20 protein-coding genes are annotated in these 18,972 nt (G+C 30.8%); 9 read left to right on the top strand and 11 right to left on the bottom strand.

Going from position 1 to position 18,972, the window contains the following annotated elements; all coding sequences use genetic code 11:
* Window positions 1–30 precede the first annotated feature (30 nt).
* From C7H52_RS12255 to C7H52_RS12235, 3 genes are all read left to right on the top strand, one after another.
* Window positions 31–1,833 (top strand): acyl-CoA dehydrogenase family protein, encoded by a 1,803-nt coding sequence (locus C7H52_RS12255; RefSeq protein WP_106464326.1) that lies wholly within the window; start codon window positions 31–33, stop codon window positions 1,831–1,833.
* Window positions 1,834–2,133: 300 nt separating this feature from the next.
* Window positions 2,134–2,814 (top strand): DMP19 family protein, encoded by a 681-nt coding sequence (locus tag C7H52_RS12250; protein ID WP_181256242.1) that lies wholly within the window; start codon window positions 2,134–2,136, stop codon window positions 2,812–2,814.
* 641 nt (window positions 2,815–3,455) lie between these two features.
* Entirely contained in the window at window positions 3,456–3,836 is a 381-nt protein-coding gene (locus C7H52_RS12235; protein WP_106464189.1) for a hypothetical protein, read from the top strand.
* Window positions 3,837–4,029: 193 nt separating this feature from the next.
* Here C7H52_RS12235 and C7H52_RS12230 read toward each other — a convergent pair whose 3' ends face one another.
* Complete coding sequence (locus tag C7H52_RS12230) at window positions 4,030–5,496, bottom strand: MoxR family ATPase (RefSeq protein WP_106464325.1); 1,467 nt, start codon at window positions 5,494–5,496, stop codon at window positions 4,030–4,032.
* 88 nt (window positions 5,497–5,584) lie between these two features.
* Entirely contained in the window at window positions 5,585–6,712 is a 1,128-nt protein-coding gene (locus tag C7H52_RS12225) for a vWA domain-containing protein (RefSeq protein ID WP_106464188.1), read from the bottom strand.
* A gap of 177 nt (window positions 6,713–6,889) precedes the next feature.
* Here C7H52_RS12225 and C7H52_RS12220 point away from each other — a divergent pair, with 177 nt between their 5' ends.
* Genes C7H52_RS12220 through C7H52_RS12210 form a run of 3 tightly spaced genes read left to right on the top strand, consistent with a single transcriptional unit; the run spans window position 6,890 to window position 8,880 of the window.
* Window positions 6,890–7,510, top strand: coding sequence for a superoxide dismutase family protein (locus C7H52_RS12220; RefSeq protein ID WP_106464187.1), 621 nt, complete (start codon window positions 6,890–6,892; stop codon window positions 7,508–7,510).
* A 16-nt stretch (window positions 7,511–7,526) separates the two neighbouring features.
* On the top strand, window positions 7,527–8,060 hold the full coding sequence (locus tag C7H52_RS12215) for an RNA polymerase sigma factor (RefSeq protein ID WP_106464186.1): 534 nt from the start codon (window positions 7,527–7,529) through the stop codon (window positions 8,058–8,060).
* A 1-nt stretch (window position 8,061) separates the two neighbouring features.
* Complete coding sequence (locus tag C7H52_RS12210; protein ID WP_106464185.1) at window positions 8,062–8,880, top strand: anti-sigma factor; 819 nt, start codon at window positions 8,062–8,064, stop codon at window positions 8,878–8,880.
* A 257-nt stretch (window positions 8,881–9,137) separates the two neighbouring features.
* Here the strand turns inward: C7H52_RS12210 and C7H52_RS12205 are convergent, their stop codons facing one another.
* The 3 genes from C7H52_RS12205 to C7H52_RS12195 all read right to left on the bottom strand — a co-directional run bounded on the left by C7H52_RS12205 (window position 9,138) and on the right by C7H52_RS12195 (window position 11,775).
* Entirely contained in the window at window positions 9,138–10,436 is a 1,299-nt protein-coding gene (locus C7H52_RS12205) for a tetratricopeptide repeat protein (RefSeq protein WP_106464324.1), read from the bottom strand.
* Window positions 10,437–10,525: 89 nt separating this feature from the next.
* The gene (locus C7H52_RS12200) at window positions 10,526–11,089 is read right to left on the bottom strand and encodes a DUF4331 family protein (protein ID WP_106464184.1); all 564 of its coding nucleotides are present in this window, start codon (window positions 11,087–11,089) and stop codon (window positions 10,526–10,528) included.
* 29 nt (window positions 11,090–11,118) lie between these two features.
* Complete coding sequence (locus C7H52_RS12195; protein ID WP_106464183.1) at window positions 11,119–11,775, bottom strand: DUF4331 family protein; 657 nt, start codon at window positions 11,773–11,775, stop codon at window positions 11,119–11,121.
* Between the two features lie 156 nt (window positions 11,776–11,931).
* Between C7H52_RS12195 and C7H52_RS12190 the strand changes: the two genes are divergently transcribed.
* Window positions 11,932–13,146: an LETM1-related biofilm-associated protein gene (locus C7H52_RS12190; RefSeq protein WP_106464182.1), complete on the top strand. Its 1,215-nt coding sequence runs from the start codon at window positions 11,932–11,934 to the stop codon at window positions 13,144–13,146.
* On the opposite strand, the gene C7H52_RS12185 is transcribed toward C7H52_RS12190, so the two are convergent.
* Genes C7H52_RS12185 through C7H52_RS12170 form a run of 4 tightly spaced genes read right to left on the bottom strand, consistent with a single transcriptional unit; the run spans window position 13,138 to window position 16,153 of the window.
* Entirely contained in the window at window positions 13,138–13,893 is a 756-nt protein-coding gene (locus C7H52_RS12185) for a LytR/AlgR family response regulator transcription factor (RefSeq protein WP_106464181.1), read from the bottom strand. The two genes, C7H52_RS12190 and C7H52_RS12185, sit on opposite strands and share 9 nt — an antisense overlap.
* Before the next feature lie 6 nt (window positions 13,894–13,899).
* Window positions 13,900–14,217, bottom strand: coding sequence for a 2TM domain-containing protein (locus tag C7H52_RS12180; RefSeq protein ID WP_106464180.1), 318 nt, complete (start codon window positions 14,215–14,217; stop codon window positions 13,900–13,902).
* Window positions 14,208–15,530 (bottom strand): 2TM domain-containing protein, encoded by a 1,323-nt coding sequence (locus C7H52_RS12175; RefSeq protein ID WP_106464179.1) that lies wholly within the window; start codon window positions 15,528–15,530, stop codon window positions 14,208–14,210. The genes C7H52_RS12180 and C7H52_RS12175 overlap by 10 nt, the downstream gene beginning before the upstream one ends.
* Window positions 15,527–16,153, bottom strand: a complete 627-nt coding sequence (locus C7H52_RS12170) for a hypothetical protein (protein WP_106464178.1) — start codon at window positions 16,151–16,153, stop codon at window positions 15,527–15,529. The genes C7H52_RS12175 and C7H52_RS12170 overlap by 4 nt, the downstream gene beginning before the upstream one ends.
* Before the next feature lie 190 nt (window positions 16,154–16,343).
* On the opposite strand from C7H52_RS12170, the gene C7H52_RS12165 reads away from it, so the two are divergent.
* Window positions 16,344–16,838 carry an RNA polymerase sigma factor gene (locus C7H52_RS12165; RefSeq protein WP_106464177.1) on the top strand — a complete coding sequence of 165 codons (495 nt, stop codon included), beginning with the start codon at window positions 16,344–16,346 and terminating at the stop codon, window positions 16,836–16,838.
* 5 nt (window positions 16,839–16,843) lie between these two features.
* Window positions 16,844–17,482 carry a hypothetical protein gene (locus tag C7H52_RS12160; RefSeq protein WP_106464176.1) on the top strand — a complete coding sequence of 213 codons (639 nt, stop codon included), beginning with the start codon at window positions 16,844–16,846 and terminating at the stop codon, window positions 17,480–17,482.
* Here C7H52_RS12160 and C7H52_RS12155 read toward each other — a convergent pair.
* Window positions 17,479–18,282 (bottom strand): lysophospholipid acyltransferase family protein, encoded by an 804-nt coding sequence (locus C7H52_RS12155; protein ID WP_106464175.1) that lies wholly within the window; start codon window positions 18,280–18,282, stop codon window positions 17,479–17,481. The two genes, C7H52_RS12160 and C7H52_RS12155, sit on opposite strands and share 4 nt — an antisense overlap.
* Before the next feature lie 48 nt (window positions 18,283–18,330).
* On the bottom strand, window positions 18,331–18,972 hold the full coding sequence (locus tag C7H52_RS12150) for an NUDIX hydrolase (protein ID WP_106464174.1): 642 nt from the start codon (window positions 18,970–18,972) through the stop codon (window positions 18,331–18,333).

The following is an 18,972-nucleotide window of genomic DNA, read 5'->3' as shown; positions in this document are numbered from 1 at the left end:
CTAATAACAAAAAAACTAATACTAAATAAAATGGCAGAAACAGATAAAGACATCCTACGTGGCGGTCAATTCTTAGTAAAAGAAACAAAATGTGAAGAGGTTTTTACACCTGAAGATTTTTCAGAAGAACAAAAAATGATGAAAGAATCGGTTATGGAATTTAATGACCGTGAAATTATACCTCATAAAGACAGATTTGAGGCTAAAGACTATGCACTTACAGAAGAAGTAATGCGTAAAGCTGGAGAAATGGGCTTTTTAGGAGTTGCTGTTCCTGAAGCTTATGGCGGATTAGGGATGGGATTTGTCTCAACCGTTTTAACCTGCGATTATATTTCGTCTGGAACAGGATCTTTCAGTACTGCATTTGGAGCACATACCGGTATTGGTACAATGCCAATTACCTTATATGGTACAGAAGCACAGAAACAAAAATATGTTCCTAAATTGGCTACCGGAGAATGGTTTGGAGCTTACTGTTTAACAGAACCTGGTGCAGGATCGGATGCTAATTCTGGTAAAACAACTGCAACTTTATCGGAAGATGGAAAATCGTATAAAATTAACGGACAAAAAATGTGGATATCGAATGCAGGTTTCTGTAGCGTATTTATTGTATTTGCCCGTTTAGAAAATGATAAAAATATTACTGGTTTTATTGTTGAAAACGACCCAAAGAATGGAATTTCTATGGGTGAAGAAGAGCATAAATTAGGAATTAGAGCAAGTTCTACTCGTCAGGTATTTTTTAATGATACTGTAGTGCCTATAGAAAATATGTTGGCTGGACGCGGCGAAGGTTTTAAAATTGCAATGAATGCGCTTAACGTTGGACGTATTAAGTTAGCTGCAGCTTGTTTAGATTCGCAACGTCGTATTTTAACAACAGCTGTAAACTATGCGAACGAACGTAAACAATTTAACACGCCTATTGCAGACTTTGGTGCTATTAAAATGAAGTTAGCCAAAATGGCTACCGATGCTTATGTTGGAGAAAGTGCTACTTACAGAGCGTCTAAAAATATAGAAGACCGCATTGCTTTACGTGAAGCTGCTGGAAATACACATCAGGAAGCAGAGCTCAAAGGTGTTGAAGAATATGCTATAGAATGTTCTATCTTAAAAGTTGCGGTGTCTGAAGATGTACAAAATTGTGCAGATGAAGGCATCCAGATTTTTGGAGGAATGGGCTTTTCTGAAGAAACGCCTATGGAAGCTGCTTGGAGAGATGCGCGTATTGCACGTATTTACGAAGGTACTAACGAAATTAACCGTATGTTGTCGGTTGGTATGTTAGTTAAAAAAGCTATGAAAGGTCATGTGGATTTATTAGGACCAGCTACAGAAGTTCAAAATGAACTAATGGGCATTCCTTCTTTTGAAACACCAGATTATTCTGAGCTATTTTCAGAAGAAAAAGACATGATTGCCAAACTTAAAAAAGTATTTTTAATGGTAGCTGGAGCTGCGGTTCAAAAATATGGAACCGAGTTAGACCAACACCAGCAATTATTAATAGCAGCTGCCGATATTTTAATTGAAATTTATATGGCAGAGTCGGCAATTTTAAGAACCGAGAAAAATGCGAAGCGTACCAGCGAAAAAGAACAAGCGGTACAAATTGCTATGTCTAAATTATATTTATACAATGCAGTAAGTATTGTTGAAGGTAAAGGAAAAGAAAGTATTATTTCTTTTGCTGAAGGCGATGAGCAACGAATGATGCTTATGGGTCTTAAACGTTATACAAAATACACCAACTATCCAGATATTGTAGATTTACGTAACGAAATAGCAGAAAAAGTAAAAGCTGAAAATAAATACTGTTTTTAAGTAAGTAATAAATAAATTTTACTGCAAAAGCCTTTCTTGTTCAATAAGAAAGGCTTTTTTTATTTTCACATCTTCCTCCCAATTTAAACAAGTAAATACATCTTCATATTAAGGCTTATAAATTAAAATAAGATTTAAATAAAAAAATTATATTTACAGGATAACAGTAACAATAATTTTACGATATCCTGACTTATTTACGGGATATCGTTAATAAATGTTATGATATAACAAGTTGTAAGCCATTCGAGAAAAACGCCAATGAAAATAATAATCGGAATAATTATAGCAATCGGACTTTTGTTTGTTTACCTAAATAAAAAGAAACAAAATACGACAGAATCTACATCTGAAAACACAAAACCAACTACTTTCTATTCATTGAATGACGGAAACCAAAGTGAATTACAGATTTCAATGGAAATTCCTCAAACGTGGCTTGATTCAACAAAGACCAAATATGATTGGAATGAATTTGACGAATACGATAACAGAATGTGGGAATATATGTATAAATTCTTTGATGAAACAGTTGCAAAAAGTGGAATTGAAGACTACAACGAATTATGGACTAAATTAACCCGTGAACAAAAAATATTTTGGGCGTTTTTATCATTTAACGGAGATACTGACAATGGCGGAGTTTATCAATTTATTTTCAACCGACCTGAATTTATTGTTGCAGTTGCGGAAACTTGGGACGAACTAAAAATGACGGAATTGGAAACTGACTATGAAAACGTATTGAAAGAATTAACTGGGAAATCGTCAAAAATTAGCGAACTAAAAGAGGTTTTTAATGATGAATCCAAAGATTGGGAAAAAAGATGGAATTCGTTCGCAGATGGATATAAAGAATTAAAATCGACCGAAAAGATTGAGGATTATTATTACGACAAAGAATTTAAGAAAAAACTGTACAAACAAGTTGCAGATTTAATCGAGAATAATATTGACAAATTTGCAACAATAAAGGAATAAAAAAACGGCTTACAACAATGGCTATAAGTAATTGCTTGTTCTCGCCTACTTCTGAAAATCCTAGCGGATTTTTAGTTTGGTGCGTACTTGCAAAGTTAAGTGCTAACCCACGCAACTACTCATAGCCGAGACCGTTGTGAGCAAGCTGAAAAATTGAAAATGCGATATATAATCATAATTCTATCACTGATAATTGGGATTGCTGAGACATTGCTCTTGATAGAGCTTTTCCCAAATACTGGATTGAGCCGAATTATCTATATGCCGGTTTTGATTATAATGAATTTAATTTTAACGATAGTAATTCTGAAAATTTTTAAATCATTCTTATGGAAGTGGATAGTGATATACTTTGCATTTATACAAGTTGGATTTTTTCATTTCTGTTTATTTACTTGGCCACAATCTTCGGCAAAGCCTAAAAATCTAATAACGGAATTTTATCAAATAATTCTATAAAAAACGCTATGAATCTGAATTTAAAAAGCCAGCTCACAACAATGCATAAAAAAATTGCTACATTAAGCTTTAATTATGGTCGTCGCTTTTTTACCAACTTCTGATTTTCCTACGGAAAATCCTCGTCGATAAAAGCGCAACTATTTTTATACAAAACCGTTGTAAACAATTTCAGAAGAACATTGAAAAAAACATTAAAATATGGAATTCTGATTTTCGGAATGATAATCTTAATAGGATATTTTCTCAAAGAGAATACTAATGAAAAGTTTGACTCTGAAAAGTGGAAAAATTGGACGGAATTGAAAAGTGATTATCAACTTCGTTGGAATATGATGAATAACTTACAGGACGAATATGAGTTTAATGGTAAAACAAAAACTGAAATCATTGAATTATTAGGATATCCTGACTTTGAAACACCTAACTTTGGAATAGTTGAATATTTTTACGGCTATTGCCTGGATTCATCAGATCACGAAAAATGTGAAAAGCAACTGATGTTAAAATTTGATAGTAAAGGCATTGTAATTAGCTTAAAAGTTTACAATATGGATAAGTAAAAACTGTTTACAACACCGGGATATAAGTAATTGCTTGTTCTCTACTATATCTAAAAACCCTCGCGGATTTTCTGTAATAAAAGTTGCTACATTAAAAATGCTTTTTCTAGATTTACTCCAAAAATATAATATAACCCCATAAAAAAAGCACCAACTTATTAAAATTGATGCTTTTTTTATTTTTCTAAATTCACTAAATACCACTTATAAAACTACCATAAGGATCTTTAAAATGTAAGCCTTCAGTAAATCTGTATTTACTTAATTGCTTATACTCTACTAAAGCCCATAGCACAAATTCTTTTACAAAGTAACTGTCTTGCTTAGTCAGATTTGGTTGATGTGCTCCTAACAAATCATCTAATGGCGTTACCGAATCAAGAAGTCTTCGATATTCTTTATCTCTTATATGATCTAACAATTCAAAACCATCTTGAGAGTTAAAAAACCAGGAAACAATCTCGTCATACGGACTCTCTTCTGTTTCTTTTTTTAATTTTTCAATTTCAGGGAAGAACTCTGGAAACAGATTTTTTATAGCATCGCCAATTAAACTATACGCTACTTTAGCTGCTCCTTCTTGTTCACCTTCATAAACTAATTCTACCTTACCTGTTATTGCAGGTATTATTCCTAAAAAATCACTTAATCGTACTGTCGTTTTTTTATCTCCAGCTAATAAAGCTCTACGTTCGGCAGTACTTATTAAATTTTGATAAGCTGTAATACTAAGTCTGGCACTCACACCACTTTTGGCATCTATATATTCGCTTTCACGAGCTTCAAATACAATTTGTTCTAATATATCGTGTGCTAGTTCTGGAACATAAACCATTTCCTTTTGGAAGTCTTTTAAGTTAGCCTCTTGTGCAGTTATGGTTTTAGCAGTCTCAATATCTGTTGGATAATGTGTTAATATTTGAGAACCTATGCGGTCTTTTAATGGGGTAACTATACTTCCGCGATTGGTATAATCTTCTGGATTAGCCGTAAATATAAATTGCATGTCTAAAGGTAATCTTAACTTAAAACCTCTAATTTGTATATCGCCTTCTTGTAAAATATTAAATAATGCGACTTGTATTCTAGCTTGTAAATCTGGTAACTCATTTATTACGAAAATACAGCGGTTAGCACGTGGAATCATACCATAATGAATCACTCGATCATCTGCATAACTTAGTTTTAGATTAGCTGCTTTTATTGGGTCTACATCTCCAATAATATCTGCCACTGTTACATCTGGTGTTGCTAATTTCTCTGCAAAACGTTCACTTCTATGCAACCAAGAAATTGGAGTTTTATCGGCTTTTTCATTTATTAATTCTTTTGCAAACCGCGAGATTGGATTTAATGGGTCGTCATTAATTTCAGAACCTTCTACAATAGGAATATATTCATCTAAAAGTTGTACCATTAAGCGTGCTAAACGGGTTTTTGCCTGTCCACGTAATCCTAATAAGTTTATATTATGACGTGATAAAATAGCGCGTTCTAATTCTGGAATAACGGTGTTTTCATATCCGTGTACACCTTCAAACGTAGTTTTTTTTGCTTTTATATTCTTTATTAAATTATCACGAAGCTCATCTTTTATAGATTTACTTTTATAATTTGTTTTTTTTAATTCACCTAGTGTTTTTATATCTTCTATATTCATTTTATAGCTTTTTACCGTTAGCATTTGGTTGTTAGTAAACTCTTTAAAAAGCTTATGTCTAATACCTAATGACTAGTAGCTTATTAATTTATCCTTTAATTCGTTTCTTCCTATTAGTTTCGTAATCCTCAAAAATCATTTCACCTAAACCTTTTAATCCTGTATAGAATGCTTTTCCTTGGTTAGCTTTTGTAAATTCTTCAACAAATTGCATTAAATAAGGGTCCTGAGCAATCATAAATGTGGTGATAGGTATATGTAATTTTCTGGCTTGTTGAGCTACTCCATAGCATTTGTTTGTTATATATGGGTTTAAGCCATTACTGTCTTTATAATACTGTCCATCTGGTAAACGTAAGCAACTTGGCTTACCATCGGTAATCATAAAAATTTGTTTGTTGGTATTGCGTTTTCTACGCAGTAAATCCATTGCTAAGCTTAAGCCTGCAACCGTATTGGTATGGTAAGGACCAACGTTTAAATAAGGTAAATCTTTAATTTTTATAGTCCAGGCATCATTACCAAAAACTAAAATATCTAAAGTGTCTTTAGGATACCTAGTGGTGATTAATTCCGCTAAAGCCATAGCAACTTTCTTTGCAGGCGTAATACGATCTTCTCCATAAAGAATCATACTATGGCTAATATCTATCATTAAAACAGTACTCATTTGAGATTTATGCGTGGTCTCTTCAACGACTAAATCGTCTTCAGTTAGACTAAAATTACCAATACCGTTATTTATTTGTGCATTTCTTAAGCTTTCGGTTATAGAAACTTTTTCCAATCCATCACCAAACTGATAATTTCTAAAATCGCCCGTATGCTCGTCTCCTATTCCTAAGCCTTTACTTTTATGGTTACCAGAGCCGCTACGTTTAATGTTTCCAAAGATTTGCTCTAAAGCAGACTGCCTAATGGCACGTTCCGTTTTAGCCGTAATACCAGTACCTTTACTTCCATCGGGTTTAATCTCTTCACGGATATAACCTTTTTTCTTTAAATCTTCGATAAAGTCGTCTATAGTGTATTCTGGCGTGGTTAATTTGTATTCGACATCTAATTGCTTTAGCCAATCTATTGCTTCATCAAAATCTCCAGAAGTATGAGTAATTAATTCTTTGAAAATATCAAAAAGAACTTCAAAAGGGGTTTGAAAAGGAGCTTTATAACTTTTAAAAACAAAGCCTTTCTTGTAATTCGTATTTTTTTTCATAGCCTTATAAAAATACAGCTTATTTAGCTTTTAAAAAACCCCTTAACATCAATTTATGATGCTAATTGTAAAGTAGCATAGATGCTAAACTTCTATTAAAAATTTAACATTTAATTGAAATGCTCATTTATATCAATTATATTTATAGAAAGTATTTATCAACCAAAATCAAATATTATGAAAAAGGTATTATTACCACTAAGTATGGCGTTGCTAATTTTTGCAACGAATTGTAAAGAAGAAAAAAAAGAAGACAACATGACCAACCAAGACACTGAAATGATGTCTGGGGATTCTAATTCTGAAATGAATTCTGATGAAGATGAAGGCATGTCTGTTGCCAAGTCTATGACTATAAACTTAAATTCTAAAAGCGGAAGTAACGTTACAGGTACTGTAACATTTACGGAAGATGGGAATGATGATGTACAAATGGTAGCTAAAATTTCTGGTTTAAAACCAGGAGTTCATGCAATCCACGTTCATGAAACTGCAGATTGTTCTAGCGACGATGCTAAATCTAGTGGTGGACACTGGAATCCAACAGGGCAGCCACATGGAAAATGGGGTACTGAAGATGGTGCTTACCATAGAGGAGATATTGGTAACTTTGTAGCTGATGAAAATGGTGAAGGAACCGTCAACTTCCATACCGAATTATGGTGTATTGGCTGTGAAGATGAAACGAAAAATATTGTAGGTAAAGCTATAATAGTGCATGAAGGTGAAGATGATTTAACTTCACAACCTTCAGGAGCTGCTGGTAAAAGAGTAAGTTGCGCCGGAATTATCCAATAATACATTATATAATTTTATGACAGTTGACTTAGACGCACTGGTTTTACAATTTAAAAATAAAGACGAGAAAGCATTTGAAACCTTATACAATATGTATAGCGACAGTATGCAAGGCGTTATTTATAATATTGTTAAGGATAGTGATATCGCACAAGAAATTATGCAAGATGTTTTTATTAAAGCTTGGAACAAATCGGACTCTTACGATAATAGTAAGGGCCGATTTTTTACATGGTTAATAAACATAGCTAGAAATGCAGCGATAGACAAAACCAGATCCAAAAATTTTAAAAACAATTCAAAAAACCTAAATAGCGATTATTTCGTAGATATTATACAATCGAATGATAATTTAGATGCAAGTACAAACACCATTGGCTTGAAAAAGTTTGTTTCTAAATTACCTGAAATGTGTAGAAAAGTAATTGAGTTATTATATTTTAAAGGGTTTACTCAAAAGGAAGCATCTGAAGAATTAGAAATTCCATTAGGAACCATTAAAACACATAACAGAAATTGCATTATGCAACTTAGAAAAGATTTGTTATAATATGGAAACACAAACGTACATAGAATCTGGAATATTAGAGCAGTATATTGCTGGTAACCTCTCTGAAGCCGAAAACTTGGAAGTGTTTGACATGATGCAAAAACATCCAGAAGTTTTACAAGAAGTTTTAGAAATAGAGCATGCAATTATAACTTTAACTAAAGGGCTTAACGTTTCACAAACTGCTGCCTTTAATGCTGTTAAAGATCAAATCAATGCTTCTTCTAAGGTTGTTAAATTACACAAAACTAAATCTAATAACAAACTATTTGGTTACTTAGGCTGGGCAGCTTCTATAATATTAGCTGGTGGTTTACTTTGGAGTATAAATCAAAATACTAATTTACAAAACGAAGTAACACAGTTAGACGCTGAAAATACTAGTTTAGAAGTAGAATTGAATTCTAAAGACATAAATTTAGAAGAAAGCCATACACGATTAGCAGAAACTAAAGCTATACTTTCTGCCATTACTAATGAAAACACGATAAGTGTGCCATTAGGAGGACAAGCGGTTTCGCCCGAGTCTTATGCAAAAGCGTATTGGGATCCAGATAATGATAAAGTTTATTTAGATTTAAGTGGTCTACCAGAACCTCCTGAAGGCAAAGTTTATCAAGTATGGTCGTTAACTTTAAATCCTTTAACTCCAACAAGTTTAGGTACGGCAGACAATTTTAAAGCTGATGAAGATAAAATTTTTGTATTTAATAATATGAATTCTTCTCAGGCATTTGGGATTACTTTAGAACCTGAAGGTGGAAGTATTTCTCCAACACTTGAACAATTATATACCTTAGGTGTTGTAGAAAACTCTTAAAAAGAATAAAATAGATTAACAATAAAAGCCTCTAAAATTAGAGGCTTTTTTTTATTGAAAAAAACTGATTTAAAAAAAACGAAGCAGTTACTTTTAAGTAACTGCTTCGAAAACAAACTAACAAAAAACAAACATTGTTTCAAAATGAAACCTTGTTAGTACTTTTAATTATTTTATAATTCATATATTGTGAGTAACATTAAAAACTATTTTTTTAATGATTACGACATATAAATTTATTTTTTAATATAAAAAAATTATAATAATTCTACTTCTTTAATTGTTAAAGGTCCTATTTCAAAACTACTATCTAACAAGTCTTTTTTTATAGGCTTAACTTTTTCGTTCAAGCCATTTGCCTTATAGATGTAAGCTGCAGTTAACAGTGCATCAGGCTCTGTGGTATGTCCGATAACATGAGTTTCCAATACTTTTAAAGCTTCTTCTTTTTGACCTATAGATAATAAGCTATGAGAATATAAACTGTAAGACATTGCTGTTGGACGATTTTCCACTTCTCGTTTTGCAATTTCCAACGCTTTTTCAGGATTAGAATCAAGATACAGTTTAGCAGAATATACGTTATACATATCACCGTAACCACTGTTATTTATTGCTTGCCAATAACTATCTAATGCTTTATTTTTTTCCTTTTCATTTCCCTCATATTCAGCTATCTCTGCTAAAAGCAAATAATAATCTGGTGCATTATGTGTTTCTAAAATTTTATTAATAATAGACTTAGCTTCTTTTGTATTTTTTTCATGAGAAAAAACAATCCACGCAATTCCTTTTTTTGCATAAGAGTTATCAGGATCTAACTCCAAACTTTTCAAATAAAAATTGTAAGCTTTATCAATTTGTCCACTATGCCCATAAAAATCCGCTAAATTAGTATAAGACCATATTTTAGCAGATTTTAGATTTGAAGATTCTGCAATTGCGGTCGCTTTTTCCATATATTTAATTGCAGCATCTAAATCGCTGTTATGATCGCTCCATTTAGCTAAACGCAATAAGTAATCAAAATCGCTAAAATCTTTAAACTTTTCAAGATAAGCAGCAGCTTTATCAGAATCTCCTAATTCTAAATAGACATCAAATAACATTTTTTGAGATGCTTCTAAATTATCTCCTATATTTTCAGCATTTAATAGTAGTTCTAGCGCTTCCAGAAACCTATGCTGACTAATATAAACACGTGCTAATGATTGCAAATGAGAAGGCTTATTAAATTGTGTTTTTTCATTAAGCTGCACTAAATAAGCTTCAGCGTTTTTTAAGTTTTCAATGTTACCTGTTGCTTCAAAAAGAGCATTTTGAGAAGATGCTAATTTTCCTAAATATGGAAATTGATTAGGTTCTTTATTTATTTTTTCGTTCCAGAATTCAAAATTTTCTTTAGCTTCTTTTTGGGTATTGTTTGGGTTATTAGATTCTAAAAAAACTAAATAATCTTTTTGACTTGTAATGGTACTATCAGAATCTGTATCTGTTTTACAAGATGTAAAAATTGCAAGTACTATTAATACAAACCATATATTTTTAGTTATCATAATGGTTATTATTTTGTTTGTTGTTGTTTGTTTTATAAAAAAAAAAGGCATTTAGAAAATTCTAAATGCCTTTTTATGTTATTTAGATTCTACCAAGGAGAAGCTAAATAAGGGAATGAATTTAAGAATGGTTTGTCGTTAGCATCAACATTATCATTTGTTAAACCTGGATTGTCTGCTCCCATTGGTCCTCCAAAAATTAATAATAATTCTACATTAATAACGTCATCGGCTAAAGTTCTACCAGTTAAAACATTTGTTCCATCAAAGAAAGTTGTTGTCCCATCTAAAGATACAGTTAAAACGTCTGTAGCAAGAACAGTTGTAAAAGTTGCAGCGTCTAAACCTAATGCGTTAGTAGTGTACCCTGGATTTAAAGCTAGTAATTTAGCTTCAAAACTAGATTGAAAAGCACTTCCCATATCTGCAGGCAAAGTTGTATTGAAGGTGTCTTTACTACCAGAATTAACAAAAACTGTATTAATTGCTGGTCTAGCCATTTGATCTTCTAAGGTATAAGTCCCATCAAACTGTTCTATTGGTTCTCCTTCAGGAGATGTTGCAAAGTTTCTGTCATTTACGTCATCTTCTGAACAGTTAAAAAGAAATACCGATAAGCATGTTGCTGTAAGTAATATTTTTATTGATTTCATTTTTCTATATTTTTAAAGTGTTTAACTAATTATTTTCTTTTAGACTCAACCCAAGTATTAATTGAACCAGATCCTCCTAATAAAGCTTTAGGTACTTCCACTACTATCGACATAACGTTTGTACCTGCAAAAGTATCTGAACCTGGGTTATTAAAACTTGTAGCATTTCCAGCTATTATTTCGCTGTATTGTGCAAAGTCAAAAAAGAAAGGATCATCTCTAGGTCCCGCAAAAGCTTTAATTCCAGAAACAGAACTATTACTTATAGCTGCTGCACCTCCATATTGAGATATGTTAACACTAGTCGCTAATGCTTCAGATTTAATAGTTGAAGATATACCTGTAGAATTTGGTTGGTACGGTCCAAAGAAATACATTTTACCGTCTCTTGGTACCGCTTGTATTACTAAGTCTTCAACTGCATCTGCATTTGTATCAATATTAAATTCAATCATTACATTTTCATCGAATGTAGCTGATGAAGTTGCAGAGCCAGGAGCCAATAGACCCTGAACATTAGCTACAAAAACTATATTGTTATTGTCTTGACCTTGAAAGGCAAAATAGTCCGTGATATCACTAGACCCGCCCATAACAGCTGGTGCATCAATGTGATCGGCAGCAACCGTAAAATAACCTGCTACCGCTAGCAAGCCTACTCCTAAAATAATTTTTAGTTTTTTCATAATTTTTGAGATTTTTTTAGTTTATTAATTTGTTCTCTATCACAATATACGATAGAATTCGTCGTTCGGTTTTAACACTCTTGTTAAACTTCTGTTAACATAATTTAAAAGCATTGCTTTAAGTATTTAAATTATATTTGCAGAAAATATATTTCTATGAATCCTTCTGCCAGTGGCTGGATTAAAAAATTCGGAGAATTTGTAAAACCGCTTAAACCTATAAAACTAAGTCTTAGAGATTTATATAATATTTTAAGAGAACATAGGTTTGTTTACGGTTATAGTTCTTCTTCAATATTTAATTTTAATATTGAGCAAGAATTTTCTCAAGATGAAATTGAGAAGCTTAATTTAGTGACTGCTTTTTATTATACATATAATATTCATCACGAGAAGTTTCAATTTAATGACTTTGTTTTATCGCTTTTAAACTTCTTTAATAGTATTGAGGTGGTTGAACTTACTTTATGGGATAAATTTATCGCTGGAAAAGATGCTAGACAACAATTAGAGCGTATTATACATGAGCATGTACAAATAGACCAAAACATTTTTACTAAACATTTTAATAAGCAGACCACTAACTCTTTATTATTTTTAGACGTTTTAGCTTATGATAAGTTTCTAGAAAAAGAAATTAATACTCATGACTATCTAAAAGAATTAGAATATATCATTCTTAATATCACGAATGATATTTACGCCTTTAAAAAAGCGAGAAAAAAAGAGAAAAAAAGTGCTTTAAAACAAATTTCAGACTCATTATATTATCAAAAGAAAAAACAATATGATGTAGATCTTAATTACAGAAGGCTTATAGAAACAAAGTTTAAACAAGTTGAAAAACTTTATTTTCTAGACATTGCAACTTTTACTATATGGGAACCTGTATTTGAAGATGATAAATCTTATAATTTTATAAAAGCTTTAGGAGCTGATATGAATATTAAAAAAGAATTTATTGAAAATTCTTTAAATGAGATGACACATTTCTATTTTAATCATAAAAATTCTTCCATTTTTAAAACTTCAAATAAGCTGAATAATTTTTATGATAATTCCTCACAATTAGTTATAAAATTAATTAAACGTAACAGTAAACGAATTTTAAAGGAAATTTCTCAAAGTAGAGAGTTAATGGTACTTCTTACACAGTCAACAATTAGAGAATTAAGTAAGGAAGAGCAAGAAAAAGTACAATTTCAATTATTGGATATTTTAAAAACTATTCCAAGTTTAGCCATATTTATGCTACCTGGAGGTGCAATTTTACTTCCTATTTTTGTGAAATTACTTCCTAATATGATGCCTTCTGCATTTGACGACAACAAGGTTAACCAAACAATCAATGAAAACGAGGACTTAATTTAGCCATTCCTTAAAAGCTTTTACACGCTCTCTTGAAACTATAATATTTTGGTCTTTTAATTCGGGTTGCAATTTTATTTCTAGTCGTGAATTAGTATAGGATATAATATCTCTTATTGTTTTTATATGAATGATAAACTTTCTACTTACCCTAAAAAATTGTTCTGGGTTTAATTCAGATTCCAATTGATCTAAATTAGTATCCAAAACATAACTTCTATTTTCTGAAGTATGAACTAATGTAGACTTATTCTCCGAATAAAAACAGGAGATAGAATGAACTTCTATAAGTTTTAAATGCTGCCCAATTTTAACTGAAAAGCGAGTCTTGTATATTGGCTCTTTTTGTTGAGAAATAAGTTGGTGAATAGTTTCTATATTTATACTTGAACCTTTTTGATGTACATCTTTAAACTTAACAACTGCGGTACTAAGTTCGTTTTTGTCTATTGGTTTTAACAAATAATCTATACTATTTAACTTAAAGGCTTTTAAAGCATAGGCATCATAAGCTGTCGTAAAGATAATAGCTGAAAGTACTTTTACTTCTTCAAAAATCTCAAAAGATAACCCATCACCTAATTGGATATCCAAAAAAATTAAATCGGGATGCTTATTCACCTTAAACCAACTTATGGCTTCTTCTACACTGTGCAGAACTGCTAGATTAGACACTCCTAACTCATCAACCATACGATTTAAACGCCTGGCAGATGGCTTTTCATCTTCTATAATTACTGTATTTAACATTATAAGCTAGTTATTCAGTCGTTCTCTATTTATATACTCATCTATTTTTCTTTTTTCCCAGTTTTTTGACATTAACATTTGTGGTAAAAAAACAGATGCTGCATGAGCTAATAGGCCAATCCCCCAAAAAATAAAGGTATAAAAATTCTTCATCTGAAAATAACTTTCATTGGGTTTTAGGTTAGTAAAATTAATATAAACGATAAATAAATTAATAGCTAAAAATACAGCTAAATGAATATAAAAAGATTTTAATTCTTTTACTCTTTTTACAGCGCGATCATAAGCAAGTTGCTCTTCTAAAGTATTAAATTTTAATTCCATTTTTTAGTTTTATTTAGTTCTTTATCCATGTGGTTTTTTATTTGTTTTTGCTCCCACGTATTTCCAAAGCCAAAGACTCCAAAAGCATGAAAACATAAGCCTATACCCCATCCAAACATGGGAAACCAAAACCATTTATAACCCCAACCTGAATAATAATTAACCCCAATTAAAAATGGTATAATTATACAGTAAGACATAAGGTTTGAATAAAATCCTTTTAAATCGTCAACTCTTTTTTGAGCTCTTAAATAAGCACTATCAGTACTATACTGTTCTATTTGTTTCATAATTTCTATTTGTTTTGTTAAAATGGGTATACTAACTCTAAAAATTTTATCGTTTTTAAGCACTTGAACTTTTCTATGGGTTAATAATTGGTATCGTTGTGTAATATTAGTTAGTCCAAAACCACTGGATTGCTCTAATGTTTTTTTTGGTTGAATGTTATTTTCTATTACCAGCGCTCCATTTTCTTCTTTAATCACAATCTTTAATGGGTTTTTACTGTTTACAACATTATGCTTTACAGCATTTTCTAAAACTAATTGGAGAGAAAGAGGCACAACTTTACTTTCGCTGTTTGCTAATACTTTTGGAGCTTCAAATTTCAAGCTATCTTCAAATCGCATTTTTAAAAGGGACATATAAATTCTTGCAAACGCTAATTCTTCTTCTAAACTTACTAGTTCTTTATTCTTTTGTTCCAAAACATATCTATAAACTTTAGAAAGTCCAGTAGTAAAATCTTGTGCTTTATCTTTATTTTCTTCAATTAAACTATTAAGAACATTCAAACTATTAAATAAAAAATGTGGATCTAATTGACTTTTAAGAGCATCGAATTTTGCATTGGCTGTTCCTGCAATTACTTTTTGTTCCTTTAATTTTTGCTTTTGAAATGAATTATAGTAATAAATCACATGAAAAATTATTACTACTGTTAATGTTATCCATAAGCCAAACTGATAAGCTTTAATGGTTTCATGTGTTATAAAAAAATTGAAACTATTACCATTGTAAATAACCGATGTAAACCAACGCAGTAAAAACAAGCCTAAAAGCGTAATTAGTCCAGAACCTAAAACTCCTATTATTGATTTAATGTACCATGCTTTTAAATTCTCATTTTTATGAAGCACCTTAAAAAAAAGCATATTAGAAAAACCTAAAACAAATGCGTAAAGCTGATAGAATACAAAAGTGACTAATAACTCATTCGCATTTAAAAATTTAAAATCTTTAAAATAGTAAGAGCCTATCAAAAAAATTAGTGTGCCTATACAAAATGTGATAATTATATTTTTTTTCATTTACTCATTTCTTTACAGGAAGATAATTCTTTTTTAATTTCATCTAAACCCCAAGAAGGTGCATAGTTTCCTTTACTTTTAAAATCCTGAAACTTATTTAAAGCTAACTCTAAATCTTTACATAGGCTTTTTGTACTTGAACCAAAGTATTTAGCCATTCCTATCTCCCACTGTGCTTTGTTTAAAACTACTCTTGGATTATTTGGAGCTAATAGGAATGCATCATTATTAAGCTTTGTAATAATTGGAGCATAACTTCTTCCGTATTTTTCAGTATTACTAACAACATATGCCAGATACAACTTTGCTTGTAAAACCAATAATTCGGCTTTGTCTGGTTTTAAATCGTGAGCTCTGTCTATATAGTACTGAGCATTTTCCAATTTTTCTTTAAAATGGTCTTCATCTTTTAAATTTAAGAAAGAATTATTAATGTTATGATAAGCTAAATAGTAATTTGGTAACCACTGATCTGGAAATTGTTTATTTACTTCTTTAAATTTATTACACAGGGCATCAAAATCTTTTTCTTGTAAAGCGTTTTGCATGAGTACATCATAATTATTTTGAGCTACTACAAAAGGCGCCATTAAAGTGGCAATAATTAAAAATAACTTTGTCATAATACGGAGGTTTTAAAGTTTATAACAAATGTATTTTAAAGGACCATTTAAATAAATAAAAAAATACTGAACTGTTATATTATAAGGATGAATTGTAATTTTTAGTAAAAAATTCATTTTATGTGTAACAAAACATATATTTATTTTACTTATAAGAAACCAAAGTAGATTTTAACCAAATCCATCACCATTGACGGAAGTAGAAAAGAAAGAATTTGTTACGTTATTAGAAAAGCACCAAAACATTGTGCATAAGGTATGTAGGTTGTATACTAACAATTACGATGCTCATAATGATTTGTTTCAGGAAATAACCATACAATTATTTAAAGCCTATCCTAAATTTCGTGGTGATGCCAAGTTTAGTACTTGGATGTACCGAATTGGTTTAAATACTGCAATAACCTTATATCGAAAATCTAAACGACGTATCCAGACTCAAGAGTTTGATACTGTAGAATTTAAAATTTCTCAGGAAGAATATGATGATACTACAGAACAACAGTTAAAACTAATGTATCAAGCCTTGCAACAACTTAATGATATAGATAAAGCTTTAGTGTTTTTGTATTTAGAAGATAAGAATTATAGTGAAATAAGTGAAACCTTAGGAATAAGCGAAGTGAATGCCAGAGTGAAAATGAATCGAGTGAAAACCAAGTTAAGAACCATATTAAATCCGTAATAATAATGGATGAATTAGAATTATTAAAAAAGCATTGGAAAGAAAGTTCCAATACTCCAGAAAATACTTTTTCTGCTACAGATATTTATAATATGCTACAGAAGAAATCTTCTAATATAGTAAAAACTTTATTTTATATAAGTATTGGAGAATTTGTATTCTGGATACTTATTAATGTATTGCCTTTACTTTTTTCAGATAGATATAACCAAAGTATCGCTATGGTTTATGGTGATGGTTATTTAGATGAAATATTAACTGTAGTAAGTTATGCCATTATAGGTCTGTTTGTTTATTTATTATACAAATCTTATAAAGCTATTAGCACCTTGGATAATGCAAAGCTTCTGATGAAAAATATTCTAAAAACAAGAAAAATTGTAAAGTTTTATGTAATCTACAACTTAGTAGTTATTGCTGTTTCTATGGTTATAGGTTTCTATATTTCAATACACAATTCTCCTATTTTATTAGATAACCTATCCCATTACAGTAATTTACAAATGGCAGGTTTTTATGCCTCACTTGCTGGCCTAGCATTAGTTTTTGTTGCAGTAATCTGGTTATTTTATAAAATAATTTATGGCTTCTTATTAAAGAAACTTAATAAAAATTATAATGAATTAAGAAAGTTAGAAATTTAAGATTTCCATCTTCGCTGTTCATTTAATTCTTCCTGTTCTTTAAGCTGTTGTGGTGTAAGAACTTTTAAAAATGAAGGATGTTGTTCTATAGCATATTCAATTTTCTCAACAATGTCTTCTATAGATTCATTATCATAATCAATTTTTAGCGGCTCCTTAATTTCAAAAGTTTGAAGTATATTTTTCTTTTTAATTCGAAGTCCTTTTTTATCAAAACTTCGTCTAAAACCATCTATAACAATAGGTATAACAATTGGTTTATAACGTTTAATAATGTGTGCGGTTCCTTTTCTAATAGGTTTAAAAGGTGTGGTTGTACCTTGCGGGAAAGTAATCACCCAACCATCGTCTAACGCTTTGCTAATGGCTGAAATGTCACTCATCTTTACTTGACGGTTTACATCTTTACCTTCACTTCTCCAGGTTCTTTCTATAGAGATAGAGCCAACATAGGCTAAAATTTTGGGCAATAACCCTGCACTCATGGTTTCTTTAGCCGCCACATAATATAAATTAAGTTTTGGATTCCATAAATAGCCTACGTTTTTAATATTATCGTCTCTTCCACTTAAACTTGCATTAAAAACATGAAACATCGATACCACATCTGCAAAATAAGTTTGATGATTTGAAATGAATAATACATTAGTATCCGGTAGGGTTTTTAATATTTCTGAACCATCAATTTGTAATTCATTAAAACCTCTAAATCTACGATGAGACAGAACTCCTAATATGCGAATTAGCCATTTTTTTATAAATAAATTATGTCCAAAAGGATTTTTTTTAAACAATCCCATAGTTATATCTTTTATTTTTGAGGATTACAAATGTAACAAAATCGAGCGTTAAAGCACTGTTTTTATTAAGTCTTTTACTTCGCTTAGCATCATTGCTGTTGCTCCCCATACTAAGTGATTGTTTAGTTCTAAAGCAGGCACATCAAACTCTTTAAGCTGTTCTGGTTTCACCTTTTTGGATTTTAAATTGCTATCATCTAAAAAATGATTAAAATCTACTTCCAGAATAGCTTCCACCTCTTCATCTTGTTTTTTTAAAATTGGTGTTTGTAAACAATAACCTATAAATGGATATACATTATAATGACTTGGCGGGATATACACTTTAGTTAATGCTTTTACAATAACCATATTATTTAATGCAACGCCTACTTCTTCAAAAGTTTCCCTTAATGCGGTGTCTGCTAAACTTTTATCTTCTTTTTCAACTTTGCCTCCAGGAAAACCAACTTGCGCCGAATGTACACCTTTATAGGTTTTTCTTAAAATTAAAACCAGCTTGGTTTCATTAAACTCGTCTGGATAAAACAAAGCCAAAACAGCAGCCTTTCTTGCTGTATGTAATGGTTCTTTATGATTAGCAACCAACTCATTTCTATATGGTGGCATCATCTTAATATGAGATTTTTCGGCAGGTAAATCTAGATGTTGTATTTTTGAAAGTAATTTTTTAAATGATTCAAAATTCAT

It is taken from the genome of Aurantibacter aestuarii (genome assembly GCF_003008425.1).
GTDB lineage: Bacteria > Bacteroidota > Bacteroidia > Flavobacteriales > Flavobacteriaceae > Aurantibacter > Aurantibacter aestuarii.
Note: the sequence above shows the minus strand (reverse complement) of the source record. Positions and strands in the feature narration are given on the sequence as shown.